General features: G+C 68.0%; 28 protein-coding genes. 9 read left to right on the forward strand and 19 right to left on the reverse strand.

Annotation, left to right across the window (positions count from 1 at the left end; translation table 11 throughout):
* Window positions 1–28: 28 nt before the first annotated feature.
* Window positions 29–1,237, reverse strand: a complete 1,209-nt coding sequence (locus tag EGT29_RS02680; protein ID WP_124687577.1) for a LysR family transcriptional regulator — start codon at window positions 1,235–1,237, stop codon at window positions 29–31.
* A gap of 252 nt (window positions 1,238–1,489) precedes the next feature.
* Here EGT29_RS02680 and EGT29_RS02685 point away from each other — a divergent pair, with 252 nt between their 5' ends.
* From EGT29_RS02685 to EGT29_RS02710, 6 genes are read left to right on the forward strand one after another with little or no spacing between them, the layout of a single operon-like run.
* Window positions 1,490–2,332 (forward strand): ABC transporter substrate-binding protein, encoded by an 843-nt coding sequence (locus EGT29_RS02685; protein ID WP_161567673.1) that lies wholly within the window; start codon window positions 1,490–1,492, stop codon window positions 2,330–2,332.
* On the forward strand, window positions 2,329–3,129 hold the full coding sequence (locus EGT29_RS02690) for an ABC transporter ATP-binding protein (protein WP_124687579.1): 801 nt from the start codon (window positions 2,329–2,331) through the stop codon (window positions 3,127–3,129). The genes EGT29_RS02685 and EGT29_RS02690 overlap by 4 nt, the downstream gene beginning before the upstream one ends.
* On the forward strand, window positions 3,126–3,929 hold the full coding sequence (locus EGT29_RS02695) for an ABC transporter permease (protein WP_124687580.1): 804 nt from the start codon (window positions 3,126–3,128) through the stop codon (window positions 3,927–3,929). The genes EGT29_RS02690 and EGT29_RS02695 overlap by 4 nt, the downstream gene beginning before the upstream one ends.
* Window positions 3,922–4,722 carry an ABC transporter permease gene (locus EGT29_RS02700; RefSeq protein WP_124687581.1) on the forward strand — a complete coding sequence of 267 codons (801 nt, stop codon included), beginning with the start codon at window positions 3,922–3,924 and terminating at the stop codon, window positions 4,720–4,722. Before EGT29_RS02695 ends, EGT29_RS02700 begins: the two co-directional genes overlap by 8 nt.
* Window positions 4,723–4,732: 10 nt before the next feature.
* Window positions 4,733–5,458 (forward strand): class II aldolase/adducin family protein, encoded by a 726-nt coding sequence (locus tag EGT29_RS02705; protein ID WP_161567674.1) that lies wholly within the window; start codon window positions 4,733–4,735, stop codon window positions 5,456–5,458.
* Between the two features lie 13 nt (window positions 5,459–5,471).
* Complete coding sequence (locus EGT29_RS02710; RefSeq protein WP_124687583.1) at window positions 5,472–6,182, forward strand: isochorismatase family protein; 711 nt, start codon at window positions 5,472–5,474, stop codon at window positions 6,180–6,182.
* A 9-nt stretch (window positions 6,183–6,191) separates the two neighbouring features.
* On the opposite strand, the gene EGT29_RS02715 is transcribed toward EGT29_RS02710, so the two are convergent.
* Window positions 6,192–7,172, reverse strand: coding sequence for a tripartite tricarboxylate transporter substrate binding protein (locus EGT29_RS02715; RefSeq protein WP_124687584.1), 981 nt, complete (start codon window positions 7,170–7,172; stop codon window positions 6,192–6,194).
* Window positions 7,173–7,399: 227 nt separating this feature from the next.
* Here EGT29_RS02715 and EGT29_RS02720 point away from each other — a divergent pair, with 227 nt between their 5' ends.
* Genes EGT29_RS02720 through EGT29_RS02730 form a run of 3 tightly spaced genes read left to right on the forward strand, consistent with a single transcriptional unit; the run spans window position 7,400 to window position 9,858 of the window.
* A complete protein-coding gene (locus tag EGT29_RS02720; protein ID WP_124687585.1) occupies window positions 7,400–7,933 on the forward strand; it encodes a 3-hydroxybutyryl-CoA dehydratase in 534 nt (177 codons plus the stop codon).
* Window positions 7,934–7,945: 12 nt separating this feature from the next.
* A complete protein-coding gene (locus tag EGT29_RS02725; RefSeq protein WP_124687586.1) occupies window positions 7,946–8,611 on the forward strand; it encodes a cysteine hydrolase family protein in 666 nt (221 codons plus the stop codon).
* Complete coding sequence (locus tag EGT29_RS02730; protein ID WP_124687587.1) at window positions 8,611–9,858, forward strand: LysR substrate-binding domain-containing protein; 1,248 nt, start codon at window positions 8,611–8,613, stop codon at window positions 9,856–9,858. The genes EGT29_RS02725 and EGT29_RS02730 overlap by 1 nt, the downstream gene beginning before the upstream one ends.
* Here EGT29_RS02730 and EGT29_RS02735 read toward each other — a convergent pair.
* From EGT29_RS02735 to EGT29_RS02815, 17 genes are all read right to left on the reverse strand, one after another.
* The gene (locus EGT29_RS02735; protein ID WP_124687588.1) at window positions 9,831–10,316 is read right to left on the reverse strand and encodes a MarR family winged helix-turn-helix transcriptional regulator; all 486 of its coding nucleotides are present in this window, start codon (window positions 10,314–10,316) and stop codon (window positions 9,831–9,833) included. The genes EGT29_RS02730 and EGT29_RS02735 overlap by 28 nt on opposite strands.
* 86 nt (window positions 10,317–10,402) lie before the next feature.
* Window positions 10,403–11,035 carry an isochorismatase family protein gene (locus tag EGT29_RS02740; RefSeq protein WP_124687589.1) on the reverse strand — a complete coding sequence of 211 codons (633 nt, stop codon included), beginning with the start codon at window positions 11,033–11,035 and terminating at the stop codon, window positions 10,403–10,405.
* Window positions 11,036–11,048: 13 nt separating this feature from the next.
* A complete protein-coding gene (locus tag EGT29_RS02745) occupies window positions 11,049–12,080 on the reverse strand; it encodes a 2,5-dihydroxypyridine 5,6-dioxygenase (protein ID WP_124687590.1) in 1,032 nt (343 codons plus the stop codon).
* Window positions 12,081–12,123: 43 nt separating this feature from the next.
* The gene (locus tag EGT29_RS02750) at window positions 12,124–12,951 is read right to left on the reverse strand and encodes an alpha/beta fold hydrolase (protein ID WP_124687591.1); all 828 of its coding nucleotides are present in this window, start codon (window positions 12,949–12,951) and stop codon (window positions 12,124–12,126) included.
* 82 nt (window positions 12,952–13,033) lie between these two features.
* Window positions 13,034–13,996 carry an amidohydrolase family protein gene (locus EGT29_RS02755; RefSeq protein WP_124687592.1) on the reverse strand — a complete coding sequence of 321 codons (963 nt, stop codon included), beginning with the start codon at window positions 13,994–13,996 and terminating at the stop codon, window positions 13,034–13,036.
* A gap of 11 nt (window positions 13,997–14,007) precedes the next feature.
* Window positions 14,008–14,520, reverse strand: a complete 513-nt coding sequence (locus tag EGT29_RS02760; protein ID WP_370283089.1) for a nuclear transport factor 2 family protein — start codon at window positions 14,518–14,520, stop codon at window positions 14,008–14,010.
* A 5-nt stretch (window positions 14,521–14,525) separates the two neighbouring features.
* A complete protein-coding gene (locus EGT29_RS02765) occupies window positions 14,526–15,821 on the reverse strand; it encodes an aromatic ring-hydroxylating dioxygenase subunit alpha (protein WP_124687593.1) in 1,296 nt (431 codons plus the stop codon).
* A 22-nt stretch (window positions 15,822–15,843) separates the two neighbouring features.
* Complete coding sequence (locus tag EGT29_RS02770) at window positions 15,844–17,121, reverse strand: NAD(P)/FAD-dependent oxidoreductase (RefSeq protein WP_124687594.1); 1,278 nt, start codon at window positions 17,119–17,121, stop codon at window positions 15,844–15,846.
* Window positions 17,105–17,413, reverse strand: a complete 309-nt coding sequence (locus EGT29_RS02775) for a non-heme iron oxygenase ferredoxin subunit (protein WP_124687595.1) — start codon at window positions 17,411–17,413, stop codon at window positions 17,105–17,107. The genes EGT29_RS02770 and EGT29_RS02775 overlap by 17 nt, the downstream gene beginning before the upstream one ends.
* Before the next feature lie 64 nt (window positions 17,414–17,477).
* Window positions 17,478–18,260 (reverse strand): SRPBCC family protein, encoded by a 783-nt coding sequence (locus EGT29_RS02780; protein WP_124687596.1) that lies wholly within the window; start codon window positions 18,258–18,260, stop codon window positions 17,478–17,480.
* A gap of 17 nt (window positions 18,261–18,277) precedes the next feature.
* Entirely contained in the window at window positions 18,278–20,653 is a 2,376-nt protein-coding gene (locus EGT29_RS02785; RefSeq protein WP_124687597.1) for a xanthine dehydrogenase family protein molybdopterin-binding subunit, read from the reverse strand.
* Window positions 20,643–21,149 (reverse strand): (2Fe-2S)-binding protein, encoded by a 507-nt coding sequence (locus tag EGT29_RS02790; RefSeq protein WP_124687598.1) that lies wholly within the window; start codon window positions 21,147–21,149, stop codon window positions 20,643–20,645. Before EGT29_RS02790 ends, EGT29_RS02785 begins: the two co-directional genes overlap by 11 nt.
* Window positions 21,150–21,157: 8 nt before the next feature.
* A complete protein-coding gene (locus EGT29_RS02795; RefSeq protein ID WP_124687599.1) occupies window positions 21,158–22,021 on the reverse strand; it encodes a xanthine dehydrogenase family protein subunit M in 864 nt (287 codons plus the stop codon).
* A 7-nt stretch (window positions 22,022–22,028) separates the two neighbouring features.
* Complete coding sequence (locus EGT29_RS02800) at window positions 22,029–23,021, reverse strand: ABC transporter substrate-binding protein (RefSeq protein ID WP_124687600.1); 993 nt, start codon at window positions 23,019–23,021, stop codon at window positions 22,029–22,031.
* Between the two features lie 30 nt (window positions 23,022–23,051).
* A complete protein-coding gene (locus tag EGT29_RS02805; RefSeq protein WP_124687601.1) occupies window positions 23,052–24,038 on the reverse strand; it encodes a tripartite tricarboxylate transporter substrate binding protein in 987 nt (328 codons plus the stop codon).
* A 253-nt stretch (window positions 24,039–24,291) separates the two neighbouring features.
* Window positions 24,292–25,749 (reverse strand): catalase, encoded by a 1,458-nt coding sequence (locus EGT29_RS02810; protein WP_124687602.1) that lies wholly within the window; start codon window positions 25,747–25,749, stop codon window positions 24,292–24,294.
* A gap of 157 nt (window positions 25,750–25,906) precedes the next feature.
* Window positions 25,907–26,377 carry an Rrf2 family transcriptional regulator gene (locus tag EGT29_RS02815; RefSeq protein WP_124687603.1) on the reverse strand — a complete coding sequence of 157 codons (471 nt, stop codon included), beginning with the start codon at window positions 26,375–26,377 and terminating at the stop codon, window positions 25,907–25,909.
* Window positions 26,378–26,484: the final 107 nt, after the last annotated feature.

Below are 26,484 nucleotides of genomic sequence, written 5' to 3' on the forward strand. Positions count from 1 at the left end.
TCGAAAGCCTGGATCCGGGTAGCCGGATTCAGGCTTTTTTTTCGCGCGTGGCCGTCTCGATGTATTGCATCAGCGTCTCGCACAGCAGCGAAGGCTGGGCGTCGCGCCTAAGGATGAAGCCGATGTCCCGCCCGGTGGGAGGCAACTCGACCTCGAGCACCTTGACGGCGCCCGAGGCGATCTCGTAGGACAGGTACTCCGGCGACACCGCCGAGATCATGTCGCTGTGGCTGAGCAGGCCGCGCAGCAGCCCCAGGTCGCCCGCCTGCACGGCGACGTGCGGCGTAGCCAGGCCCATGTCGTGGAACAGACCATTGAGCAGTTCGCGTGTGGGCGCGCCGCGATCCCTGAGTATCCAGGGGTAGCGGACCAGATCCGTGATCGCGACCGGCTCCCGGGCGCACAGCGGATGCCCGGCCCGGACCACGATCACGAGGCGGTCGCTGCCTATCACGCGTATCAGAAAGTCGCGGTGCGAGTAGTTGGCGTTGAGTCCGGTCAGGATGAAGTCGATCTCGCCCGAGTGCACGCCCGCGAACAGGATCTCGAACGGCCCATCCACCATGGAAATCTGCACGTTGGGATGCTGGCCCACCAGGGTGGCGATGGCCTGTGGCAACACCCGCGTTCGCATGGAAGGCAGCGCCGCGAACATGACCCGGCCGGTGATTTCGCCGCGCTGCTGCGCGATGTCGGCCTCGAGGTGGCGCAGTTCGGCCAGCACCCGCCTGACGCGGAACAGCAGCAGCTCGCCCGCCTCGGTCACGGCCATACCCTTGGCGGTGCGGCGGAACAGGCGCAGTTCCAGGGACGCCTCCGCCTGCCTGAGCAGGGCGCTGACGGCGGGCTGGGTCAGGCCCATTACCGCCGCCACGCTGGGCATGTGTCCCATCTCGCGCAGGCGGACCAGCGCCGTCAACTGGCGTTCCCCCACCAGCATGGCGAATAGCGGCGCGCCGGGCGACACCCGGTAGGGCGTCAGCTCGGCACAGGCCTGGCGCAGCTCGGCATCGATGCGCAGCGCGCGGCGGTAGGCCGCATCGCCGAAAGACGTGGGCGTCATGCCCGACGACTGGCGTTCGAACAGCGGCGCCTCGAAGCTGGCTTCGAGCTGGCGGATGGAGCTGGCCACCGCCGAAGGGGTCCGCAGCAGGCGTTCGGCCGCATGCGCGATGCTGCCTTCCTCCACCACGGCGATCAGCGCCCGCAGGTGCCGCATGTGGTTACGTTCTTGCATTAAAAAACGTCCGATAAGAAAAATTGCTGGCTCAGCAAGAATAACTTGGTCGTTTCCCCGGGGGCAAGAACCTACAATCGCGCTTGACGCAGTCGTGACAACCCCAGGGGAGACCGCAATATGAAAGCCGCGATGAAGACGCTCTGCTGTGCCGCCTTATCCTTGTTTTTTCTGGCTTCTCCAGCCAGCCAAGCCCAGGTCGTTCCCATCCGGGTGGGCCATGGCTCGTCCGCCGAGGAACCGTTGTGGACGATGAAGGCGTCGCCCGCCGTCACCCCGGGACAGAATCGCGACTACAAGCTCGAGTACACCCTTTTTCGGGGAACCGATAAGCGTTTTCAAGCATTTGAAGCCGGCGAACTGGATATCGCCACCGGTTCCGCGCACAGCGTCATGATGGCCGCGGCCCAGGGCATCAAGTTCAAGATCGTCGCGTCGCTGTCGCGCGAAGGCGGTCCCAAGGGCTTCGCCACGCAGTACATGGTGCTCGACAGCTCGCCGATCAAAAGCATTGCCGACCTGAAGGGCAAGACTGTGGGGATCAATGGGGCGCGCTCGTCGGCGGAAATCTGGGCCCGGCTGGCGATCAAGAAGCACGGGCTGAATCCGCAGCGCGACGTCAAATGGGTGGCCGTTCCCTTCCCCAGCCAGGGCGAGGCGGTGCGCGCCGGCAAGCTGGACATCGGCGCCTTCCCGCAGCCTTTCGCCGCCTTCGAGGAGAAGCGTGGCGGCATGCGCACGGTCTTCACGTCGACCGAAGGAATTGGGCAGCAGGAAGACCTGATGCTGCTGCTGGTCAAGGAAGAGTTCGCCGCCAAGCACCCCGCCGCGCTGCGCTCCTTCCTGGCCGACCTGGTCAAGGCCACCGATTTCTACGTCAACCATCCGCGTGAAAGCCACCAGCAGTTGATCGACGCGAAGTTCGTCAACATCCCGCTGGATGTGTCGTTGGGCATGCGCAAGTACCTGCATCCGATGGACGGCAAGGTCGACATGGATTCCATGCGCAGGATGGTGGCCGAACTGAAGGACTTCGGCTATCTGGACAGCCTGGATCCCGCCAAGGTCGTGGACATGAGCTACCTGCCGAAATGAACGCCAACGCCAGCACCCCCGACTACCTGAAGGCGCAGGGCGTCGGCAAACGCTTCCTGCGCAACGGCCAGGCCGTGACCGCGCTGGAGGATTTCGATCTGTCCATCGCCGAAGGCGAGTTCGTCAGCATCGTCGGCCCCTCGGGCTGCGGCAAGAGCACCTTCCTGCACATGGTGGGCGGGTTCGAGCCGCGCACCAGCGGCACGATCAGCCTGGCCGGGCGCCCGGTCTCGGAGCCGGGTCCCGACCGGGGCATGCTGTTCCAGGACTACGCGCTCTTTCCCTGGCGCACGGTGCTGGGCAACGTGGCCTGGTCGCTGGAAGTGCAGGGGCTGCCCAAGGCGCGGCGCCTGGAGGTCGCGCGCAAATACATCACCATGGTCGGGCTGGCCAGGTTCGAGAACGCCTACCCAGGCGAACTGTCGGGCGGCATGCGGCAGCGCGTGGCGCTGGCGCGCACGCTGGCCTACGAGCCCAAGATGCTGCTGATGGACGAGCCGTTCGGCGCGCTGGACGCGCAGACGCGCGAACTCATGCAGGAAGAGCTGACCGACATCTGGCAGCAGGACCGCCGAACGGTGCTGTTCGTCACGCACGACATCGAAGAGGCCATCTACCTGAGCGACCGGATCATCGTCTTCACGGCGCGTCCGGGCCGCATCAAGGCCGACCTGCGCGTGGACCTGCCCCGTCCGCGCGGCGCGGCCGTTCGCAAGTCGCCCGAGTTCATGGACTACCACGCCCGGATCTGGGACATGCTGCGCGACGAGGTCCTGCGCGCGCGGGAAGGCTCATGAGCGGCGTTCGCGCCGCCGCGGCGGGCGCCTGGCAGCGTCCGCTGCGCTGGATCGCGGGCTGGACCTTGCCCGTGGCGCTGCTGGTCGCCATGCAGCTGGCGGCCGGCCAGCCGGGCGCGCCCCGCTACGTGGTGGCGCCGACCGACATCGCCGCGACGACCTGGGAACTGCTGGCCAGCGGCGAACTCATCCGCGACGCGATGGCATCCGGCGTGCGCTCCTACAGCGGCTTCTTCATGGGCGCCGCGCTGGGCGTGGCCATCGGTCTCCTGAGCGCGGTGTGGCGGCAGGCGCGCGCTTTCTTCGATCCGCTCGTCTCCACGCTGTACCCCGTACCCAAGGTCGCATTGCTGCCCGTCATCATTACCTGGCTGGGCTTCGGCGACGTCTCGAAGATCGCCCTCATCACGCTGGCCGTGTTCTTCCCCACCTTCATCAACACCTTGTACGGCGCCCGCGCCACGCCCCTGTCCCTGATCTGGGCCGCGCGCAACATGGGCGCGGGGCCTGCCTACATCTTCCGGCGCGTCATCTTCCCGGCCGCGCTGCCGCAGATCTTCACCGGCCTGCGCTCGGGCCTGGCGCTCTCGTTCATCGTGCTGTTCGCCGCCGAGATGGTGGGATCGCACGACGGCCTGGGCGACATGGTCGTGCGCGCCGAGGAAGCCATGCGCTACGACTGGATGTACACCGCCATCCTGGCCATCGGCCTGATGGGCTTCGTCAGCGACCGCGTCCTGCTGGCCATCCGGCGCCGCCTGCTGGCGGACAAGTATCCCGGGGAGGCCCGCCATGGTTGAGCGCCTGCGCGCATTCGCCCGACAAGCCATGGCGCCGCTGTACCCGCTGGCGGTCCTGGCCGTGGTCTGGGAACTGCTGTCCCGGTCGGGTTGGGTATCGCCGCGGCTGATGCCTTCCGTCGTGAAGGTGGGGCGGGCCTTCGTGGAGGGACTGGCCAACGGCGACCTGGTCTATCACGCGTCCATCTCGTTCTCGCGCGCCCTGAGCGGCTTTGGCCTGGCCATCGTCATCGGCGTGCTGCTGGGCGTGTTCATGGCCCGCAGCCGCTGGTTCGAATGGATGGTCGAACCCATCTTCTCGTTCGGCTATCCGGTCCCGAAGATCGCGCTGTATCCCGTCTTCATCCTGCTGCTGGGATTCGGCTCGCCGTCGAAGATCGCGCTGATCGCCCTGGAATGCACCTTTCCGATCGCCGTCAACACCTACTTCGGCATCCGCGCCGTGGCGCCGCGCCTGGTCTGGAGCGCCCGCAACATGGGCGCGGGGCCCGTGCGCATCTTCCTGCGCGTGCTGCTGCCGGCGGCGCTGCCCGCCATCATGTCGGGCATCCGGGTCGCGCTGCCCCTGTCCATGGTGGTCGTGATCATTACCGAGATGATCGGCGACAGCACCGGGCTGGGCTACTACATCGCCTACGCGTCGGCCTCTTTCATGTATGCCGAGTCCTATGCCGGCGTGATCGCCGTGGCGCTGATCGGCTTCACCCTCGACCGCCTGCTCGTCGCGCTGCGCGGCAGGATCATCTTCTGGGAGCCCGATGGCGCCGCCCGGAACTCCCGTCCTTCCCATTGAGGCTCCCACGATGTCACTCGAAGAACAACTGGACCAACTGGCGACGGCCTGCCGCGTCCTGGAAATGGAAGGCCATGGCGACATGACCCTGGGCCACCTGTCGCTGCGCGATCCGCAGGGACGCGGCTTCTGGCTCAAACGCAACGCCCGTGGCCTGGGCGAGATCCTGTCCGCCGCCGATTTCGTGCTGGTCGGCCATGACGGTGCCAAGCTGGAAGGCGAAGGAGGCCGCCACTCGGAATGGCCCATCCATTCCGAGATCCTGAAGGCGCGGCCCGACGTCAACGTCGTCGCTCATACCCACCCCTTCCACGCCAGCATCCTGTCGTCGTTCGGCACCGCGCTGGCGCCCTTCACGCTGGACGCCGATTATTTCGACGAACTGCCGTGCCACCGGGACGAAGCCGCCTTGCTCAAGACCGAGGAAGAGGGCGCTGCGCTGGCGCGAACCCTGGGGCCGCACTTCGCCGTGCTGATGGCCAACCACGGCGTGACCTTCTGCGGCACGTCCATCGCCCATGCCGTCTGCGTGGGCGTTTTCCTGGAACGCGCCGCGCGCATCCACGTGCTGGGCTCGCAGATGCGCACCGAAGCGAGCTTCCCGGTGCCGCCCGTGCGCCAGCGCCGGCGCGAACAGATCATGACGCCCGTCCACGTCGAGCATTCCTGGAACTACTTCGTCCGCAAGCTCGCGTGGCAGGAAAAGGCGCGCGGCGACGCCGCGCTCTTCGCCTAAGGAGACCCTGGACATGGCCACGCTCGAATCGCTGTATTCGTACTTGACGCCGCGCGACCGCGAGATCATCGAGCTGTCCGGCTATGGCGCCCGCATGGGGTTCGGCGCGCGGCCGGCCCTGGTGATCGTGGACGCCACCTATGGTTTCTGCGGCGACCGGCGCGAACCCATCGCCGACTCCGTCCGCCGCTGGCCCAACTCCTGCGGCGAGGCAAGCTGGGACGCCATCGACCGTATCCGCGAACTGCTGGCCGCCTTTCGCGCGCAGCAGCGGCCCGTCATCTACACGCGGGGCGCGTACCGCGACGACAAATGGGACATGGGTTCGTGGCTGTGGAAGCATGCGCTGTCGCGGCCGCAGGAAGCGCCGCTGCCCCAGTCCGACCGGCACCATGACGAGATCGTCGATGAAATCGCGCCGCAGCCCAGCGACCTCGTCATCGGCAAGCAGAAGCCCTCGGCGTTCTTTTCGACGCCGTTGCAGTCCTACCTGACCCTGCTGGGCGCGGATTCGCTGGTCGTGGCGGGCGGCAGCACCTCGGGCTGTGTGCGTGCCACCGTGGTGGATGGCTTCAGCGCCAACTACCGCATTGCCGTGGCCGCCGACGCCTGCTTCGACCGCCTGCAATCCAGCCATGCGATGAGCCTGCTGGACATGCATGCGAAGTATGCGGATGTGCTGGACACGGCGGACATCCTGGAGCACTTCGGGGCGTCGGCCTGACCAAGCGTTTCAATCCAGCGCGATGTTCAGCCGCTTGAGCACCAGTCCGAAACGCCGGGTCTCGTCGGCCAGCTCCTTCACGTACTCGGCGCGTTCCAGCACGTAGGGCTCGTAGAACATCGCGTCGTAGCGCTTGAGGACCTCCGGGTCGCGCAGCACCTGCGCCACGTCGCGCTGGATCTTGTCGGCGACCGCCGCGGGCGTGCCCTTGGGCGCCAGCAGTGCGACCGACCCCGCCAGGTCGAATCCGGCTGGTCCGCCGGATTCCGAGATGGTGGGGACGTCCGGGAAGCCCGCCAGCCGCCGGGGCGCCGAGACAGCCAGGTAGCGGACCTTGCCGGCGCGCTGCAGGGGGCCGGCGCTGCCGCCGCTGCCGAAGGCCCATGCCAGTTCCTTGTTGGCCACCGCGGCGTAGAGTTGTCCCATGTCCTTGTACGGGACGTGCATCATTTCCACGCCCGCTCCCTGTTCCAGCATGGCACCGCCGATGTGGCCGGGGCTGCCGACGAACCACGAACCGTAGGTGACCGAGCCGGGCTTGGCGCGGGCCGCCTGGAGCAGGTCGCCGGTGCTGCGGAAGGGGCTGTCCACCGGCACCACTACGAAGAAGTAGTTGCGCAGCATGGACGTGATGGGCTCGAAGTCGCGCATCAGGTCGTAGGGCAGTTTCTTGAACAGGTAGGGGTGGGCGCTGGTCTGCGCATTGTCCATCTGGAGCAGGGTGTAGCCGTCGGCGGGACTGCGCTTGGCGGCATCGATGGCGATGAAGCCGTTGCCTCCCGGCTTGTTCTCGACCATGACGGGCTGTCCCCATTTCTGCGACAGCCGGTCGGCCACCAGCCGCAGCGCGACGTCGGGGCCGCTGCCCACGGGGAAGGTGGAGACCACCCGCACGGGTTTGGCGGGGTAGTCCTGGGCGTGCGCCGTGGATATGCCGCTCAGAACCAGCGTGAGCGCCGCGAGCACGGAATGGATTGTTGGTGTTTTCATGATCCGGATTCCCGAAGGTTGAGCAAGCCGTCGCAGGGGGACGCCTTGCCACTGTGCCACCGCCGGGACCGGTTGAGGCGGGGCATAAGCGCTTTCGGGACAGGCAGAAGCATTTTGATGGCCGGCGGGCGGGCATAAGTTTTTTCGCCGCCGGCAGAAGCATTGCCGGCTGGCGCCAGCCCGGCAGGGGGCCGAGAATAGGGGGGATTCACTACCAGGACATAGCGATGAAACTATTTCCCAGCCTGCAACTGCACATGCCCCAGATCGACCTGCAGGAAATCATGGAGCATCTGCGGCACAACGAGGAACGGCGGACCTATCCGCTATGGCAGGAGGACGACTGCCTGTGTTTCATCGCGCGCGGCCGTGAATACCGCAGCGAGTTCCATCTGAATCCCAGCCACGAGATGCAGTATTCGCTGAAGGGTGACCTGCACCTGCACTATCGCACGCCCGAGGGGGTGGAGAAGGTGGCGGTGGTTCCCGAAGGGCATTGTCTTTACCAGCCGCCCATGGTGCCGCATTCGCCCAGGTTTCCGCCCGATGCGTTCCAACTGGTGGTCGAGCGCAAGCGCCGTCCCGGTGAAGTGGACCGCTTCCATTGGTTCTGTCCTGCTTGCGACAATCTGCTGCACGAGGAAAGTTTCATCGTCAGCGACTACGGTGCCGATCCGGTATCGCGGGCCTACGACAATTTCTGGGGCTCGCTCGATTTCCGCACCTGCAAGAAGTGCGGCGCCATCATGCCGGATCGCTGAGCGGGGGCAGCCATGAGCGATATCCTACGCACGCTGGCGGAGAAAGTGCAGCCGCGACATACGGCGCTGGTAATCGTGGACATGCAGAACGATTTCTGTGCCCAGGGCGGCTACCTGCAGCGTACCCGGGCCGAAAGCGGACGCAATCCCATCCGGGTGGACGAGAATGCCGCCATCGCCGACCGGATCGGCGTGCTGGCGGACGAGGCACGGCGATCGGGGGCCTCGGTCGCGTGGCTGTGCTCGGTCTACGATTTCAAGTACCTGGCGGATGCCCACGTCGCCATGCGGGACGGCGAAGGTTGCTGCATGGAAGGGACCTGGGGAGCCGATTTCTTCCGCATCCAGCCCCGGCAAGGGGACGTCGTCGTGGACAAGCATACGTTCAGCGGTTTTCACGAGACCGGGTTGCACGCGCAGTTGCAGGCACGCGGCATCAAGACACTGATAATGACGGGCGTGGCCACCAACGTCTGCGTCGATTCGACCCTCAGGCACGGGTTCTTCCTGGGTTATCACATCGTCGTGGCCGAGGATTGCGTGGGCAGCGGTAATCCGGTGGGGCACGAAGGCACGTTGTCGACGGTCAGGGTGAACTTCGGCGAGGTCACGACCTCGGCCGAGTTGCGGCGATTGTTCGGCAGGCACGCCCCGGCCGACGCCTTGCCGGCACTTTGATGCTCCACACCAAGCACCTTCGCCCCTTCCTGGCCGTCGTGCGCCACGGCAACCTCGCTCGCGCGAGCGAGGAACTACGCCGCGCCCAGTCGGCCGTGTCGCGTTCGGTGCAGGAGCTGGAAGGCTGGTTCGGCGTCTCCCTGTTCGAGCGCAGCGCGCGCCAGTGGCTGTTGACCGATTTCGGCCAGGCGCTGCACCGGCGGACCGGGCTGGCGTTCGCCGAACTGCAGCAAGCCTGCGACACGTTGTGCGAGCGCTATCCCGAGTCGGCACCGCGGCTGCGCACCGCGCCGTTCTTTTCGTTGGCCGTGCACGAGCGGCGCCTGGAACTGCTGTTCGCCTTCACCGAGCGCAAGCACATCAGCACGGCCGCGGCGGCGGTGGGAGTGTCGCAGCCTGCCGCCAGCATGGCGCTGTACGACCTGGAGGCCAGCGTGGGTGTGCCCCTGTTCGACCGCGCGCATGCCGGCGTCGCGCTGAACGAGAGCGGCGAGCTATTGCTGGCGCACGTGAAGCGGGCGCTGGCGCAACTGCGACTGGCCGGCACCGAGATCTCGGCCCTGAAGGGCGTGATCGAGGGGCAGGTGGTGGTGGGGGCGCTGCCGTTCAGCCGGCCCTATGTGCTGCCGGTGGCGGTCGGGCGCGTGCTGGCGCAGCATCCGCGCCTGCAGGTGCGCACGCTGGAGGCGCCCATGGACACGCTGGTGGCGGGCCTGCGGCTGGGCGACGTGGATTTCCTGGTGGGCGCGCTGCCGGTGGAGCCGCTGGAAAGCGCGCTGGTGGTCGAGCAGTTGATGCGCGAGCCCATGGTGGTGCTGGCGCGCCGCGATCATCCGCTGGCCGCGGCTGCCGCCCTGGATCTGGCCGACCTGATGGAGGCCGCATGGGTACTGCCCCGGCAGGGTACGCCCACGCGCGAGGCCTTGGGCGCGTGCCTGGCGCAGCATGGGTTGCCGGAACCGCAGGTGGCGGTGGAATCGTCGGACATTTCCCTGATCCGGGGGCTGCTGCTGGAGACCGACATGCTGTCGGCGGCCTCGCGCCAGTTGTTCCCTCATGAACTGCGGGCGGGCATCCTGGTGGAGTTGCCGGTGGTGCTGGCGGGTACCGAGCGCTCCATGGGCATCCTGCGCCGCACGCAGGAGCATTCGTCGCCGGGCGCGCAGTTGCTGATCGAGGCGATCCGCCGGGTGTGCCGCGACGAATCGGGGACAAAGGATCAGAGGTCGGCGGCCGCGCGGCCGTAGTGGTTGTTGGCCTGCACCAGCTTGGAGAGCAGGCGCATGAAGGTGTCCTGATCCTTCTTGCTGAGCGGCGAGATCAGCCGCTGCTGGGCCCGCGTCATGCCGTCCTGCAGCAGGCCCATGACGCGCAGTCCTTCCTCGGTGATGAAGGACTGGCGCGAGCGGCGGTCGTCGGGATCGACGCGCCGGGTCAGGTAGCCCTTGCGTTCGAGCCGCTTGACGACGTCGGCGGTGGTGGTGCGGTCCAGGCCGAGTTCGTGGCCGATCGTCTTCTGGTCGCTGCCGGGCTGCAATGACAGGGCGGTCAGGATGCCGTACTGGACCGGGGTGATCTCGTTACTGCATTCCTCGAAGAACATCGCGTAGTGGATCTGGTTCAGGCGGCGGACCAGGTATCCCGCGCGCGACCAGAGCACCTGTTCTGCGGGATCGAAGGGATGCGAGGGGGGGGACTGGGTCATTGTGGATGCTTCGCAGGTATACCGGGGCCGGTGGGGCCGGCGCATTTTTAGTCAGTATACTGCGGACCATCCGCCAGACCCAGGAATCAACGGCTGGCGGCCGCTCCCAGTGCCTGGAGCACTTCGTCGCGCGGCATGACGGCGGCATATTTCTGCTGCATGTCGAACAGGTTGGCCTCGTGCGGGCCGAGCGCGCGGTCGCCCACGCAGTCCGAGGCGACGATGGGACGCAGGCCGTGGCACATGGCGTCGACGACGCTGGCGCGTACGCAGCCGCTGGTGACCGCGCCGGCCACGATCAGCGTGCGCACGCCGCGCTGGGTGAGCCATGCGGCCAGGGTGGTGCCGAAGAAGGCCGAAGGCAGCGTCTTGCGCACCACGAGTTCGCCAGGCGCCGGAGCCAGTTCGGGAACGATGGCGCTGGCCGGATCGTGTTCCTTCAGTTTCAGCAGGCCGGGCACCTTTTCCGTGAAGACGTTGCCATCGGCGTCGTCGTCGGCGAACACGATGCGCGTGTGGGCCACGGGCCATCCCAGCCTGCGGGCCTCGGCCAGCAGGACCGTGGTCCGCTCGATGGCGTCGCGGATGTTGCCGCCGCCGAACATGGCCGGATCGGCGAAGCCGTTGACGAAGTCGACGATAAGCAGCGCGGCCGGGCCCCGCAGTTCGAGGTCGGCGCCGAATCCCTGGCGCTGGTAGGTCGAGATTTCCTTGTGCATGATGGCTCCGTGTCTAGTCGAGGACCTTGCCGTCCACGACCATGTCCCGCCCGTCCAGGCTGACGGTGCAGCGGCGCAGCGGGATGTCGATGTGGCAGGCGGTGGTGCGGCTGCCGCCGGCCTCGTTGTTGGGTCCGAGCGAGAACAGGAAGTTGCCTTCGAATGCGCGCGCATCCATGCCTATCGTGGCCTCGCGGTCGTAGAGCCCAAGTGTGGACCAGCGGGCGCGCGGCTGCAATCCCCAGCCTATGTGCGAGATCGCGTAGGCCTCGGGGTCGTCGAAGGACGCCATGTAATCGTTGAGCAGATCGGCGGACAGGCCGCCCTCGATGCGCACGGCGTAGCCGTTCTCCACCGTGAGCGTGATGGGGTCGTCCACGTAGCATTTCTGCGGCAGGAGGATGTCGCCGCGGTCGATCACGATGCGGCCGCTGGCGCCGCCTTCGTCGGGCCAGGTCAGCGCGAAGCCGCTGGGCCAGTGGTCCCAGCGCCCGGGTTCGTCGACGAAACCGTATTCGCTGATGGCGGGGAACTCGCCCAGGGGGCAGCGCAGGTCGGTGCCGGCGGCCGAGCGCACGCGCATCTCGCGGGCGGCCTGGATGCGCGCCGCGGCGGCGGTGACCCGGGTCTTGTCCTCCTGGGTGGGGACCATGCGCATCAGCACTTCGGGCGGTTCGACCGCCAGCAGGATCCTGGTGCCGGTTTGCAGTATCTCGTGCTGCTCGGGCGAGAAGAGCAGGGTCATCAGGTCCAGGACGAGGTCGCTGGCCTTCAGGGCGGCGATGGCGGCGCGGTTGCCGGTCAGCGGCGTCGTGCCCAGGTAGGCCAGCGCGTCCCGGCTCAAGGCCTTGTCGCCGTTGACCGGCGGCAGGTCCAGCCGGTTGACGATGGCCCCCAGGGACTGCGCGGCGATGGTGGCGCACGACAGGGTCTGCGGATGGGTGGACGCGCTGGTCAGGATGGTCACGGTCTGCTCCGCCTCCAGGCGGGACAGCGTCAGCACCTGGCGCCAGGCTTCGATGAACGGATAGTCGCTGATGGCCATGGTCGTACTCCTCATAGCGCGCGCAAGCGCGTAGGGGTGGGCCTCACACCGGAGTGCCCAGGAAAGTGCCGAAGGCCCGATAGAAGCCTTCCTCGTTGTCCCACGGGATCATGTGGCCGGCGTCGGGCACGCGCACGGCCTGCATCGAGGCCAGGTGGCGCCCGAACTCCGCCACGTCGGCGTCCTCGACCACGCCGCCCCGCTCGGCGGTCATCAGCAGCACGGGCTGGCTGATCGCGGGCAGGTCGGCGTGGATGTCGTCGGTATGGAAACCCTCGAAGCTGGCCAGCACCGCTTCCTCGTCGCAGGTGTGCAGCCATTCGGCGCGCAGCCGCAGCTGTTCCTCGGTCCAGGTGGGGCAGAACTCGCGCATGGCGGTCCAGTCCATGCCGGCGCGCGCGGCCTTCATCGAGTCGACGTACCAGGGCAGCTTGGCGGGGTAGGGGCGGCGTCCGGGGCCGGAAACCGGCGGGTCGACCGCCACCAGGCGGACCATGGCGGGCATGCCGATGCGCGCGGCGCGCAGGCCGATGCGGGCGCCCATGGAATGGCCCACCACGCTGGCGCGCGCCAGGCCCAGCGCTTCGACCAGCGCGATCAGGTCCTCGGCCTGGGCGTCCAGGCTGTAGTCCAGGCCGGGGGCCGCGGTGGACAGGCCGCGGCCTCGCACGTCGAGGACATAGGTATCGAAATGCCGGCCCAGGCGTTCACCCACGAAGCCCCAGGTGATGGCGGGGCTGGTGATGCCGGGGACGACGATGACAGGGTCGCGCGAGGCGCGTTCGCCGTCGGCGCCGCCGTAGCGCAGATAGTGCTGGCGGATGCCGTTGGCGCGCACGTTGGCGCCGTAAAGAAGTTGGCTGTTCGACATGAAGGGCTCGCTGTAAGGAAGAGGCCGCCGTATCAATGAACAGGCGCCGGCCGGCATGGCCGGGATCGCCGTCGGTTGTGGGTCACAGGCCCAGGATACGGGCCGCGTTGCCATGGCAGATGGCTTCGAGCTGGGCGCGCTCCAGGGGGGCGGTGTCGATGAAGCGGGCGGCGGCCTCGGTCGATTCGTACGGGTAGTCGACCGAGAACATCACGGCATCGACGCCCATCTCGCCCACCGCGCCTACCAGCGTGGGATGCGAGCACACGCCCGAGGTGGTGATGAGCAGGTTGGAGCCGATGTATTCGGACGGCCGCCGTTTCAGGCTGATGCCGTAGGGGTAGGCGGCGAAGCGGCTGTCGAAGCGCCAGCGCTGGAAGGGCAGGCCCTCGCCCATGTGGCCCAGGATGACCTTGAGCCGGGGGAAACGGTCGAACACGCCGCCGAACACCATGCGCAGCGCGTGGCTGGCGGTCTCGACGCCCCAGCCCCAGCTGGCGCCGGCCAGCACCGGCGCGCCGTCCAGCGCGTGCAGCGGCTTCCACGGGTCGATGGGGTGCAGGTACATGGGCACGTCCAGTTCCTGCATCCGTTCCCAGAACGGATCGTACTCGCGGCCTTCGTAGTAGCGTCCCAGCGTGTGGCCGTTCACCAGCGAGCCCTTGAATCCCAGTTGCTTCACGCTGCGTTCCAGTTCGCGCGCCGCCTCGTGCGGATCGTGCATGGGCAGCATGGCGAAGCCGGCGTAGCGGTCAGGCCGCCGCGCGATCCGCTCGGCCAGGAAGTCGTTGTTCTCGCGCGCCCGGCGCAGCGCGAGCGCGGTGTCGGGTTCGGCCTGCACGCCCGGGCCGGACTGGGACAGCACGACGAGCTCGATGCCCGCGCGGTCCATTTCATCGAGCCGCAGCGTGTCGAAGTCGGCCAGCCGCTGGCCCAGCTCCTTCATGGTGGCCGGGTCGATGAAGTTCAGGAAGGCTTTCGAGTAGGTCTCGAAGCCCGGCATCATGAAGTGTTCTTCCAGTGCGATCTTGCGTAGGGTAGTCAATTCCATTCCTCCTAGACGGGGTAGACCAGGTCGTTGGCGATTACCGACGATTCGTGGACAACCTGCCGTTCGCGCAGCAGCAGTTCGTCGCCGTCGCGGATGAACCGGTCGTGGTAGGTGCCGGCCAGGTGCAGCGTGGTGGGGCCTTCGACCAGGGTCTGGAACAGCACGTAATTGCATTGGACCCAGATTTCCTGTCCTTCCTCGCCGACGATGCGGGGGGCGGACAGGAGATGAGTCATGGTGCGGGGCGCGAACATCTGCGTGCGCGAGATCGCCACCGCCCGGTCGTGCAGCATGGGGCGTCCCTCGGCATAGACCAGCCCCACCGGCATGTCCAGCTCGGCGTTTTCTCGTGCGGTGATCCGGTAGATGCAGTCCTCGGTGAAGAAGCGCGGCCATTCCTCGATGTGGCCGCTGTCCAGCACCGCGCAGTACTCGATGTTGAAATGCTCGACCAGCGGCCGCAGCTCCGCCGCCCGCCGTGCGTCCACGCGCGAGGGCGCATAGCCTGAAAGCTGCAATGTCATCATGCTTTTTTCCATCCCATGACTTCTCTGTAGTACTGGTACATGCCGCGTATGGCGGCTTCCGAGATCAGCGACGTGGCCGTGCCGACGTTGCCCGCGTCCAGCTTCACGACGTTCATGTCCAGGCTGCTGCGGCGCACGCCCTCCTGCACGAATTTCATGGCCTCGTTGTCCTCCAGGCCCAGAAAGCCCGCGGGCCCCATCAGGTTGCCCTGGCGCAGGCGGTGCCGGGTCATCTCGGGCGTGTCGTCCTCGTAGCCGAACATGGTCCAGATCATCAGCATGCTGTGGGGGCCGTTGGGCACGATCTGGCGCACGCCCAGCGTGTTCATCTCGCGCTGCACGACCAGGTTGGGCCAGATGGTCTGCATGGTGACCGACCAGGGAGAGTCGAATTCCTTCACGAACTCCAGGAAGCGGTCGTCCTGCAGCCGCATGCCGTCGTGGAAGGAGCGCATCTCCTTCTTGTTCTCCTCGCTGACGGCGGCGTACTTGTCTTCCTTCTTGGCCGAGGCCATGGTGCCGTGCCGGTGGTGCACCGGGTCGGCGATCATGGCCGAATCGTTGCCCGCGACCAGCAGGCCGAACACCACCAGGAACGAGTGCAGCAGCGTGGCGTGGTACGGATCCTTCAGGTTCTCGTGATACATCTTCCAGTTGCAGGGCAGTTCGTTCTTGTAATAGCCCAGGATCTTGAGCGGCTTGCCGGGAAAGACGACGTCGAAGTCCTTCAGGATCTCGGGCGTCAGGTATTCCTCCAGCGGCTCCACGTCGGGCGAGTACGACGCGAAGACCACGCCGTGCCGGGTCGTGACGTGCAGCCTGAGCAGGCCGTGTTCTTCATTGCGGAACTCGCGCGGCATGCCGCCCTGCTTGTTCACGCCGCGCTTGAAGGGGATGCCCTGCAGGTTGCCCTTCAGGTCGTAGGACCACTGGTGATAGGGGCAGACGAATTCCTTCGCGTGGCCCCGGCTGCTGCGGCAGAATTCCGCGCCCCGGTGCGCGCAGCGGTTCTCGAAGACGTGGATGCTGCCGTCGTCGGCGCGCGAGACCACGACGGGCACGGGACCGACGTAGGAACGCTTGTAGTCGCCCGGGTTGGGGATCTCGGCCTCCAGCGCGACGAAGTTCCACGAGCGGCCCTTGAAGACGCGCTCCATCTCGCGCTCGTACACCGATTGGCTGGTGTAGACCCAGTCGGGAATCAGGTGGTCGTCCGCCGGCCAGGCATAGTCGTCGGCGGGACCGTTCTTGGCGCCGACCGTGTAGTCGAGGATTTCCTGGTTCTTGTACATCGTGCTTCCTTTCGTTCCGGGTCTAGGCGGACGCCGGGCCCAGGGCCAGGCGCGCAAGCTGTTTGGCGGGGATGGCGGGGTCGGCCAGTGTTTCGGGCGGGCAGGCCAGGCGGCGGCCCAGCACGCCGCGGAAGGCGCGCAGGTCGCCGCCGGCGTTGATGGCGACGGCGTGGACCAGACGGTCGCCGTCGATGCCGAAAAGCATGGCCTTGCCCGGCTCCTGGCCTTCCGGCAACTGGCCGCGCAGCCGGTAGGACAGGCCGGGCGCGCCATGGCCCAGCATCTGGATGTTGCAGCCGAACTGATCGGTCCAGAACCAGGGCGGCGGCGACGGTTCGGCATCCTGGCCCAGCATGGCAGCCGCGGCGATGCGCGCCTGTTCGTTGGCGTTCTGCCAGGATTCGAGGCGGCGGTGCATGCCGGTGGCGGCATCGAAGCCGCTGACGCAATCGCCCGCGGCGTAGACGCCTTCGGCGCTGGTGCGGCAGCGCGCGTCCACCCGAATGCCGCCGTTGCCGGCATCGATCAGCAATCCGGCTTCGCGCGCCAGCGCCACGCTGGGCACCTGGCCCACGGCCACCACGGCCAGTTCCGCGCGCAGCTCGCCCGCGTCCGCCAGCGTGGCGGCGATTCCGCCGGCGACGGGGGCCAGGTGCGCCAGCTTCGCGTCCAGGTGCAGGCGCACGCCATGGGCCCGGGCGCGCGCGGCCAGCCAGCGCGAGACCTCGGCCGGCATCGCGCGGCCCAGCAGCGCCGGCCCCAGCTCGACCACGGTCACGTCCAGGCCCAGCGCGCGGGCGGTGGAGGCGATCTCCAGCCCCAGGAAGCCGCCGCCGATCACCAGCATGCTGCCCGAGGCGCGCAGGGCCGCGCGCAGGCCCTGCGCGTCGTCCAGCGTGCGCAGGTAGTGCACGCCCGGCGTGCCGGGCGGCAGGGCCGGCAGGACGCGGGCGTCGCCGCCGGTGGCGAGCAGGCAGGCGCGGTAGGGCTGGACCGTGCCGTCGTCCAGGTGCAGTTCGCGCCGCGCGGGATCGAGCCGGACGACGCGCCGGCCCGCTTTCAGCGCGACGCCGGCCTGGACCTGGAAAGGCTCGGGCAGCAGGCCGATGTCCGGCAACTGTTCGTCGGCCAGCACGGCCTTGGAAAGGGGCGGGCGTTCGTAGGGCGCATGGGGCTCGTCGCCGATCAGGACCAGTTCGCCGGCATGGCCGAGTTCGCGCAGGGCGCGCGCCGCCATGGCGCCGGCCTGTCCCGCGCCGACGATGACCAGGGGCGCGGCGGTGTCATTCGACGGCGACATAGACGGCCTCGTCCTCGACCTTGACCGGATAGATCCGGATGGGCTGCGTGGCCGGCGCGCAGCGCGGCTCGCCGGTGCGCAGGTCGAACTGCGCCTGGTGCAGCGGGCACTCCACGCAGCCGTCCTCGACATAGCCGTCGGTCAGCAGCGCATATTGATGGGTGCAGACGTTGTCGGCGGCGAAGAACTCGCCGCCGCTGCGGAACAGGGCGAGGTCGCGGCCGTCCAGCTTGAACGGCATGCCGGCGTCGTCTTCGACTTCGTCCACCGCGGCGATTCGTGTCCAGTTCATGATGCTTCCGTTTATCAGTATGCTGAATTTCGTGGTGCGGCCCCAAGCACGGGGCCGGCGTGGGCTAGCGGCGGCCGAACAGCCCGCCCACGCCTTGCTTGAATTGGGACCAGAACGCCTTCATGCCTATGCTGAGCATGTTCAGTTCCTGGGGCGGCGGCGTGGTTCGGCTCGCGCCGCGCCGGTTCTGGTTCAGGGCCTGCTGCGTGGCCGCCAGCACCGCTTGCGCCTGGGCCAGCACGGCCTGCGCCTGCAGCAGCAGGGCCTGGGCTTCGGGCGATGCGGGCGCGCTGCCCGAACCCGTGGCCGGCCGGGGCGCGGCCGCCTCGTCCTGCATCGTGGCGGCGGGCCGCGCGGGCGCCCCGGGCACGGCCGGTTCGGCGGCATCGGCGTCGTCCTGCAGGGACGCGGCCAGGTTGTGCTCGAACTGCTTGAGGATGTGGCCCGCGACTTCGGCGATCATGCCGCTGCCGCGCCCATACTGCGCCACCGCGCCCGACAGCTGCAACTGGGTGGTGACGGTGACGTCGGTGCCGCCGCCGGCGGCGGGGACCAGCGCGAAGCTGAATTCCGACTGGGCCGACCCACGGCCCTTGGGGTCGAGACCGGAGCCGCGCAGCCAGGCGATGTGCTGCGCATCGTCCTTGCGTACCAGTTCGGCCTGGCCGTCGAAGGCCAGCTTGATCGGGCCCAGTTTGACCGACACCGAGCCCAGGTACTTGTCGTCGCCCAGCGCTTCCTTGAGCCGGGCTCCGGGCAGGCAGGGCAGGATGCGGGGAACGTCCAGCATCAGTTTCCAGGTTTCTTCCAGCGGCAGCGGGACGTGAAAGCGATTGGTGAATTCCATGGCGTCTGCGATCGGAGTCAAGGGTTGGCGCTGGGCGCCGTGGTGTCCTGGGCCGGCGGGTCGAGCAGCTCGGCCAGGCGCACCGGGGTCAGCGGGAATTCGGTGATGCGCACGCCGTGGCCGTCCAGCGCGTGTTCGACGGCGCCTATCACCGCGGCGGCCACCGCCAGCGTCGCGCATTCGCCTATGCCCTTGACGCCCAGCGGGTTCAGCCGGGTGGGCGAGGGCTGGAAGATGACCTCGATGGGAGGCACCTCCGGCGCGGTGGGCAGCAGGTATTCCGCGAAGGTCGTGGTCAGGGGCTGGGCGTTGTCGTCGTAGCCCATCCATTCGAACAGCGCGTTGCCGATGCCGTGCACCACGCCGCCATGGACCTGGCCGTGCGCGATCTGCGGATTGATCAGGTTGCCGCTGTCCTGCACGGCCACGTAGCGCCGCACGTGGACGGCGCCCGTCAGCGGATCGACCTCGACTTCGCAGGCGTGCGAGGAGCCGGCGTAGGCCTGGGCGTCGCAGTGGAAATGTACGGTCGCGTCCAGGCCCGGATCGCCGGGGACGGGCAGCGCGTAGCCGGGCACGCCCTTGAGCAGCATGGCCAGCCGGGCCAGCGGGACGCGTTTGGCGAAGTCCGGGGTATGGACCTCGCCCTGGCTAAGCGTCAGTTCGTCCGCGTTCACGCCCAGCACGGCGGCGGCCGTGGCCAGCGCCTTGTCCCGGACTTTGGCGGCGGCTTCGGAGACGGCCGAGCCGGCCATCATGGCCTGGCGGCTGGCGAAGCCGCCCATGCCGTAGCCGGCCAGGCCGGTATCGCCCGCCGAGACCTCCACCGCCTGCGGCTCCACGCCCAGGTGCGCCGCGCACAGTTGCGCCAGCGTGGTCTTGATGCCCTGGCCCATGGCGAGGGCGCCGGTGTGGACCACGATGCGGCCGGACGGGTGCACCCGCACGCGCGCGGTTTCGTAGGGGCCGCGCCCGGTGGGCTTGACGCTGTTGGCCAGCGCGATGCCGCGCAGCAGGCCGGCGCGGGCCGAGGCTTCCCGCCGCTGGGCGAAGCCGTCGTAGTCGATGGCTCGGGCGGCGGTGGCCTGGAGCGCGGGAAAGTCGCCGCTGTCGATGACCAGCGGCACGCCGGCGCGCGACTTGAGCGGCTTGGTGTAGGGAATCTTCTCCGGGGGAATCAGGTTGCGCCGGCGGCATTCGAGCCGGTCGATCCCCGCGGCGGCCGCCAGCCTGTCCATCATGCGTTCCATGACGAACGCCGCCTGCGGATAGCCGGCCCCGCGTATGGTCGCGACCGGCACCTTGTTGGTATAGGTCACCTGCACGTGCAGCGAGAAGGCCGGCACGACGTAGGGCCCGGTCATGGACGAGGCGGCGTTGTACGGGACGTTGGTGCCCTGGGGCGTGTAGGCGCCGTGGTCGTGGACGAAGCCGCCGCGCACGCCCAGCACGCGGCCGTCGCGGTCGGCGGCCACCGAGATGCGCCAGAACTGGTCGCGTTCCTGGATGGTGGTCAGGAAGTTCTCGCGGCGGTCCTCCACCCACTTGACCGGCCGGCCCAGCGCGCGGGCGACGGCCGGCACCACGATTTCCTCGGGGTAGATCATGAACTTGGCGCCGAAGCCGCCGCCCACGTCCGGCGTGATCACCCGCAACCGGTCCTCGGGCTGGTCCAGCATGTGGGCGATGGTGTAGTGCAGCTCGTGCGCCATCTGGGTCGAGGACCAGACGGTCAGCATGCCGGTGGCGGGGTCGAGCATGGCCACCACGCCGCGCCCTTCCATGGGATGGCCGCAGCCGCGATGGACCCGGAATTCGTCGTCCAGCACGATGTCGGCGCGGTCGAAGGCCGCGTCGCAGTCGCCGTAGGCCAGGGTGTAGTCCTGCAGCACGTTGCTGGCCAGCTCGGTGCGCACGCGGGGGGCGTCATCGAGCACGGCCTGCCGGCAGTCCGCGACGGCGGGCAGGACGTCGAACTCCGCCTGCACGGCGGCCGCGGCGTCCTCGGCCTCGTGCCGGGTCCGGGCCACCACCACGGCGTAGGCTTCGCCCACGAAGGCGACCTCGTCGCCGGCCAGCGCGAAGGGCGTGGTGTCCTCGGGCAGGGCCGCCAGCGGAAAGCCCAGCGGCATGCGCCACGAGGTGACGTGCCCGAACAGGTCCTGGCGGGCGTAGACCGCGACGACGCCGGGCATGGCGCGCGCCTGGCTCGCGTCCACCCCGCGCAGCCGCGCGTGGGCATGCGGGCTGCGCACGAAGCAGGCGTGCAGCGCGTCGGGGACGGGCACGTCGTCCAGGAAGCAGGCCTTGCCCCGCAGCAGCGCATCGTCCTCGACGCGGCCGGGGCTCGCGCCCATGCCGGGGATGGCGGTCAACTGGCGCTCAGCGTGCATGGCCGCCTCGTTCGCGCAGGAGCTGCGCGGCCCGCAGCGCCGCCGCCACGATGTTCTGGTAGCCCGTGCAGCGGCACAGGTGGCCCGACAGCACGTCGCGCACGGTGTCCTCGTCGGGGTCGGGATTGGCGGCCAGCAGCTCGGACAGCGACATCAGGATGCCGGGCGTGCAGAAGCCGCATTGCAGCGCGTGCAGTTCATGGAAGGCCTGCTGCAGCGGATGGGTGTCGTGTTCGTCGGCGGCCAGGCCTTCGACGGTGGTGATGGAACAGCCTTCGCCCTGGACCGCCAGCATCAGACAGCTGCGCGCAGAGACGCCGTCCACCAGCACCGTACAGGCGCCGCAGACGCCGTGCTCGCAGCCGACGTGGGTGCCGGTCAGTTTCAGTTCGCCGCGCAGGAAATCGGCCAGGTGCAGGCGGGGCGCGGCCATGCCCCGGCAGGGCTTGCCGTTGACGGACAGGTGCACGGGGCGGGGATCTTGCGTCGTTGCCATGGGGAATCTCATCTCGTTGCGCGCTCGAGCGCGCGGGTGATCGCGCGGCCGGACAGCACGCGCGCCAGCCGCTGGCGATACCAGCCGGGCACGTAGGCGTCGGAGCTGGCCTCCACCGCGCCGCACAGCGCGGCGGCCCGCTCGATGTCGGCCGCCTCGACCTTGGTGCCCAGCAGCGCCTGCTCGGCCTGGCCCATGCGCACGGGCGCGGTCGACACGCCGCCCAGGGTGATGGAGCAGCGTTCCACCCGGGCATCGGGGCCGAAGCGCAGCAGCACGGCGGCCGACGCGATGGCGAAGTCGCCGTGCCGCCGCGAGAACTCCAGGAAGCTCCAGCCGTGCCCCGGCTCCCAGGGCTGCATCGACACGCCCACCAGCATCTCGTCGGCCTCCAGCGCCGGCGTCATGTAGCCGGCGGGGAAATCCGCCATCGCCAGGCTGCGCGAGCCGGCGGCGCTGGCCACGTGGACCCGGGCGTCCAGGGCCATGGCAATGGTGGGAATCTCGGCCGAGGGGTCGAGCTGGCACAGGCTGCCGCCCACGGTGCCGCGATTGCGCGTCTGCCGGTGGCCGACGTTCAGGATCGCCTCGCGCAGGATGGGCAGCCGGTCGCGGACCAGGTCCGAGAACTCGACGTCGCGCTGGCGGGTCATGGCGCCGATCCGGATCGTGTCGCCCTCGTCGCGCAGGTAGGCCAGTTCCGGGATGCGGTTGATGTCCACCAGGCAGTCCGGGAACGCGAACCGCATGTTCAGCATGGCCATCAGCGACTGGCCGCCGGCCAGCACCCGCGCGTTGTCGGTGCCGGCCAGGCATCGCAGCGCCTCGTCCAGGCTGCGCGGCGCCACGTAGTCGACAGCGGGAGCTTTCATGGCGCCTTCAGATCTTCGACAGGTCGAGGGCCGAGGCGGCGAACAGCTCCTCGGGCGCGACCCGCCGGCGCGACAGGCCCTGCTCGTGGTGATAGCGCGCGAAGGTCTCGATCACGTGGTGGTTGGCGGGCAGGCCGTAGGGCCAGTAGTCCTCGCCCATCAGCGCCTTGGCCTCGTTGTGGTGGTGCACCATCCAGGGCAGGGTGACGGCCAGGTGGCAGATCTCGTCCAGTTCCTTGACGGCCAGGGCCTTGGCCTTCAGGAAGGCTTTGTAGACGCTGACCGGCAGCCACGGGTTCTCTTCCACCAGCGACTTGCGTATGCCCACCATGTGCATGATGGGGAAGATGCGGGTGCGGCGGAAGTAGTCCTTCTCGGCGTCGATGTAGTCGCCGAACAGGCGGCCGACGTTGGGCGCGCCGCGCAGGAAGCAGGACGGCGCGCGGGCGCCGATGTAGCCGTCGATCTCGCCGGACTCCAGCATGCCCGACAGGGTCTTGTCGTCGGGGATCTGCTGCAGGTCGATGGACGGATCCAGCTCGATAGGTGCGCGTTCGCCCCGGCCCGGTTCCTCGACGCCGCCGCGCCGCCACTTGATGTCGGCCGGCTTGACGCCGTATTCGTCTTCCAGGATGCCGCGGATCCAGACGTTCGCGGTGATCTGGTATTCGGGCACGCCTATGGTCTTGCCCTTGAGGTCCTGCGGGCGCTCGATGCCGCGGTCGGTGCGCACGTAGATGCCCGATTGGCGGAAGACCCGCGACAGGAAGGCGGGGACCGCGACGTACTTGTTGTCGCCGCGCGCCGTGGTCATCATGTGGCTGCTCATGGAGATTTCCGTTACGTCGAATTCCTCGTAACGGAAGGCGCGGTGGAAGGCCTCTTCCGGCTCCAGCGGCACGGCGCGTACGTTGCAGCCCTCGATGGCGACACGGCCGTCGAACAGGGCCTGGGTGCGGTCGTAGTTGCCTACGGAGAGACTGATGTTCAGCTTGTTCATCGATTTTCCTTGTCGTGGATGCGGGAAGCCTTAGTCCGCGCTCAGGCCGATCTTCCGGGCCAGCGCGGCAAAACGGTCGATGTCGTCGTTGACGATCTTCTGGAACGCGGCCGGACCTTCGTCGGCGGTGGTGTAGCCCAGGTCCTCCAGCCGCTTGCGCATGGCGTCGGTCTTCATGATGGCCGACACCGTCTTGTAGATGTCCATCTTGACGTTCTCCGGCGTGCCGCCGGGAACCGCCAGGCCCTGCCACTGGCTGAGATTGAAGCCGGGCGCGCCGCTCTCGGCCACGGTGGGCACGTCGGGCACGGCCTTCGAGCGTTCGCCGGAGGTGATGGCCAGCGCGCGCAGCTTGCCCGAGGACACGTAGGTCAGCGCGCCGGAGATGGTGACCACCGCCAGGTCCACCTGCCCGCCCAGGACGTCGACCAGGGCGGGACCACAGCCCTTGTACGGGACGTGCACGTTGCTCATCTTGAATTCGATGTTCATCATCTCGCCCGCCAGGTGCGGGTCGGTGCCGGCGCCGCAGGAGCCGTACGACAGCTTGGAACCCGGCTGGCGGCCCGCCGCCACCACGTCGGCCAGGGTCTTGAAGCGCGAGGACGCCGGCACGACCACCAGCATGGGAGCGTAGGCGACATTGATCACGGCCGCCAGATCCTTCTTGGGGTCGTAGCCCAGGTTCTTGTAGATGGCGGGCGCCAGGGAATAGGCGTCGTTCATCATCAGCAGGGAGTGGCCGTCCTTGGGCTTGCCCGCGACGATGCGGGTGCCCACGGTGCTGCCGGCGCCGGCCTTGTTGTCGACGATGACGGCCTGCCCCAGCTTGCCGAGCTGGTCGCCGATGAGCCGGGCCAGCATGTCGACCCCGCCGCCCACGGCATACGGGACGGTGATCTCGACCGTCTTGACGGGGAAGGTGGGGGCGGCCTTGACGTCGGCCCGCGCGGCGGGCAGGAGGGCGGCGGCGAAGGCCAGGGAGCACAGCAGTTGGATGGGCATCTTGGTCAGCATGGGGGAGCTCGCAGGGGTCGGGTTGATCGGATCGGGGGCGCACCGGAGGTGTGCCTTGATGCACCAAATTACTCAGTAGGCTGAACAATATGTTCACTGTACTGAGTATTTGGTCGGCCGCTCATTGGGGGAATCACCTAATGGTGAGGAATGCGTGCCCCGGATGAGTGCAGCGGCCGGTCATCGACCTGTCTGCTTGCAAGTTCCGGACCAGATGGGGGAAGGCCGGGAGACGGAGCTCCCGGCGCTGGGCTTATGCCTTGTACTGGGCCTCGATGCGGCGGCCGATGTCGGCGTCGACCTGCTTCCAGTAGTCGAACACCCGTTCGAGCACCGGCGAGCGCACGCCGGACTTCAGCGCGCCCACCACGGTATCGACCAGTCGCTGGCGCTGCGCATCGTCGAACACGTCGCGCACCAGCGCGCCGGCCTGGCCGAAGTCGTCGTCGTCCTTGCGCAGCTTGTAGGCTTCGCGCACCAGGCTGGTATCGACCTCCCAGCTTTCCTCCGGCGCGGCGCCGCCGTCGGCCCAGGCGCGTCCTTCGCTGTTGGGCGCGTAGGTGGCGGCATTGCCGGCATGTTCATAGGCCATGTGGCCGTCGAACATGTAGGTGTTGACCGGCACCTTCGGACGGTTCACGGGCAGTTGGTGGAAATTGGTGCCGACGCGGGCGCGGTGCGCGTCGTTGTAGGCGAAGGCGCGGCCCAGCAGCATCTTGTCCGGGGACAGGCCGATGCCGGGCACGGTGTTGCCTGGCGAGAAGGCGGCCTGCTCGATCTCGGCGAAGAAGTTCACCGGGTTGCGGTTCAGCGTCATCACGCCGACCTTGATCAACGGGTAGTCCTTGTGCGGCCACACCTTGGTCAGGTCGAAGGGATTGAAGCGGTAGGTCTTGGCATCGGCATAGGGCATGACCTGCACCGACATCACCCACTTGGGATGTTCCCCGCGCGCGATCGCCTCGAACAGGTCGCGCCGGTGGTAGTCCGCGTCCTGGCCGGCGATGCGGGCGGCTTCCTCGTTGGTCAGGTTCTTCTCGCCCTGCTGGTTGTGGAAGTGGTACTTGACCCAGAATTTCTCTCCGGCCGCGTTCACCCACATGTAGGTGTGCGACCCGAAGCCGTTCATGTGGCGCCAGGACTGCGGGATGCCGCGGTCGCCCATCAGGTAGGTGACCTGGTGCGCGGATTCCGGATTGTGCGTCCAGAAGTCCCACTGCATGTGGGCGTCGCGCAGGCCGGAGTCGGGCAGGCGCTTCTGGCTGCGGATGAAGTGGGGGAACTTCATCGGATCGCGCACGAAGAAGACGGGCGTGTTGTTGCCGACCAGGTCGTAGTTGCCCGCGCTGGTATAGAACTTCAGCGAGAAGCCGCGCACGTCGCGCCAGGTGTCCGGGCTGCCGGATTCGCCGGCCACGGTCGAGAACCGGGCCAGCATTTCCGTCTTACAGCCTTTCTGGAACAGGGCAGCCTTGGTGTAGCGAGAAACGTCCTCGGTGGTCTCGAACACGCCGAAGGCACCCGAGCCCTTGGCGTGGGGCTGGCGCTCGGGGACCTTTTCCCGGTTGAAGTGCGCCATCTGTTCGAGGAAATGCACATCGTGCAGGACCAGCGGCCCGTCGCTGCCCACCGTCAGCGAATTGCGGTCGCTGGGCGCGGGGGCGCCGGCGCTGGTGGTGCTGTGGCCGGGAAGGGGGGTCTTGTCGCTCATCGTCGGACTCCTGAAGGGCGGATTGAGGGGCGTGTCCAAAGACTGTTCTTCGGTCTTTGCCCTACGATGGCTCATCCTAGCCAAGAAGCCGCGACGGAACGCACAAAGCCACGCCGACCTTGTGTATCAATAAGTAACGAATGCGGGCCTGCGGCGCTCAGGCGAAGGCGTGCCAGCGCACCGTGCGTTCGGCCGCGCTGCGGGGCGCCTTGTCCATGACCATGGCGATCGTCTGGCGCGACAGCTCCTTGCGCCAGGCGGCTTCGGCGCCGCGCATGGCCGAAGCAATGGCACAGGGGCGGCGGCATTCGGCCGGGGGCGCGGCGCCTTCGCCGTTGCGGCGGATCTCGGAGCAGCGGAACGCCGCTTCCTGGCCCTCGATGGCATCGACCACTTCGAGCAGGGTGATCCGCGCCGGCGGGCGCGCCAGCCGGAAGCCGCCCTTGGGTCCGGCGGACGAGGCCAGGATGCCGGCCCGCGCGAGCGCCTGCAGCGACTTGTTCAGATAGGCGGCGGGCAGCCCGAACTTGGCCGCCAGCCTGGCGGTGGACACCACCTCGTCCTGCCCTATCCAACCCAGGGCCACGCAGCAATGCAGGCCCCATTCCACGCCTTCACTCATCCTCATGGCTCATGCCTCGTAATGGATAATCCGGACTATACACATCCAGATTGTGATTGACTAGCGTCGTGAACGAGACCAGAATCCGCTTCTAAATCTGGTTATTAAATATC

It is taken from the genome of Pigmentiphaga sp. H8 (assembly GCF_003854895.1).
GTDB lineage: Bacteria > Pseudomonadota > Gammaproteobacteria > Burkholderiales > Burkholderiaceae_B > Pigmentiphaga.

Bases quoted from the DNA above. Each gene is read 5' to 3' on its own strand.
- EGT29_RS02680 (WP_124687577.1), bottom strand. From the start codon at position 1,237: ATGCAAGAACGTAACCACATGCGGCACCTGCGGGCGCTGATCGCCGTG.
- EGT29_RS02685 (WP_161567673.1), top strand. From the start codon at position 1,490: ATGAAGGCGTCGCCCGCCGTCACCCCGGGACAGAATCGCGACTACAAG.
- EGT29_RS02690 (WP_124687579.1), top strand. From the start codon at position 2,329: ATGAACGCCAACGCCAGCACCCCCGACTACCTGAAGGCGCAGGGCGTC.
- EGT29_RS02695 (WP_124687580.1), top strand. From the start codon at position 3,126: ATGAGCGGCGTTCGCGCCGCCGCGGCGGGCGCCTGGCAGCGTCCGCTG.
- EGT29_RS02700 (WP_124687581.1), top strand. From the start codon at position 3,922: ATGGTTGAGCGCCTGCGCGCATTCGCCCGACAAGCCATGGCGCCGCTG.
- EGT29_RS02705 (WP_161567674.1), top strand. From the start codon at position 4,733: ATGTCACTCGAAGAACAACTGGACCAACTGGCGACGGCCTGCCGCGTC.
- EGT29_RS02710 (WP_124687583.1), top strand. From the start codon at position 5,472: ATGGCCACGCTCGAATCGCTGTATTCGTACTTGACGCCGCGCGACCGC.
- EGT29_RS02715 (WP_124687584.1), bottom strand. From the start codon at position 7,172: ATGAAAACACCAACAATCCATTCCGTGCTCGCGGCGCTCACGCTGGTT.
- EGT29_RS02720 (WP_124687585.1), top strand. From the start codon at position 7,400: ATGAAACTATTTCCCAGCCTGCAACTGCACATGCCCCAGATCGACCTG.
- EGT29_RS02725 (WP_124687586.1), top strand. From the start codon at position 7,946: ATGAGCGATATCCTACGCACGCTGGCGGAGAAAGTGCAGCCGCGACAT.
- EGT29_RS02730 (WP_124687587.1), top strand. From the start codon at position 8,611: ATGCTCCACACCAAGCACCTTCGCCCCTTCCTGGCCGTCGTGCGCCAC.
- EGT29_RS02735 (WP_124687588.1), bottom strand. From the start codon at position 10,316: ATGACCCAGTCCCCCCCCTCGCATCCCTTCGATCCCGCAGAACAGGTG.
- EGT29_RS02740 (WP_124687589.1), bottom strand. From the start codon at position 11,035: ATGCACAAGGAAATCTCGACCTACCAGCGCCAGGGATTCGGCGCCGAC.
- EGT29_RS02745 (WP_124687590.1), bottom strand. From the start codon at position 12,080: ATGGCCATCAGCGACTATCCGTTCATCGAAGCCTGGCGCCAGGTGCTG.
- EGT29_RS02750 (WP_124687591.1), bottom strand. From the start codon at position 12,951: ATGTCGAACAGCCAACTTCTTTACGGCGCCAACGTGCGCGCCAACGGC.
- EGT29_RS02765 (WP_124687593.1), bottom strand. From the start codon at position 15,821: ATGTACAAGAACCAGGAAATCCTCGACTACACGGTCGGCGCCAAGAAC.
- EGT29_RS02770 (WP_124687594.1), bottom strand. From the start codon at position 17,121: ATGTCGCCGTCGAATGACACCGCCGCGCCCCTGGTCATCGTCGGCGCG.
- EGT29_RS02775 (WP_124687595.1), bottom strand. From the start codon at position 17,413: ATGAACTGGACACGAATCGCCGCGGTGGACGAAGTCGAAGACGACGCC.
- EGT29_RS02780 (WP_124687596.1), bottom strand. From the start codon at position 18,260: ATGGAATTCACCAATCGCTTTCACGTCCCGCTGCCGCTGGAAGAAACC.
- EGT29_RS02785 (WP_124687597.1), bottom strand. From the start codon at position 20,653: ATGCACGCTGAGCGCCAGTTGACCGCCATCCCCGGCATGGGCGCGAGC.
- EGT29_RS02790 (WP_124687598.1), bottom strand. From the start codon at position 21,149: ATGGCAACGACGCAAGATCCCCGCCCCGTGCACCTGTCCGTCAACGGC.
- EGT29_RS02795 (WP_124687599.1), bottom strand. From the start codon at position 22,021: ATGAAAGCTCCCGCTGTCGACTACGTGGCGCCGCGCAGCCTGGACGAG.
- EGT29_RS02800 (WP_124687600.1), bottom strand. From the start codon at position 23,021: ATGAACAAGCTGAACATCAGTCTCTCCGTAGGCAACTACGACCGCACC.
- EGT29_RS02805 (WP_124687601.1), bottom strand. From the start codon at position 24,038: ATGCTGACCAAGATGCCCATCCAACTGCTGTGCTCCCTGGCCTTCGCC.
- EGT29_RS02810 (WP_124687602.1), bottom strand. From the start codon at position 25,749: ATGAGCGACAAGACCCCCCTTCCCGGCCACAGCACCACCAGCGCCGGC.
- EGT29_RS02815 (WP_124687603.1), bottom strand. From the start codon at position 26,377: ATGAGGATGAGTGAAGGCGTGGAATGGGGCCTGCATTGCTGCGTGGCC.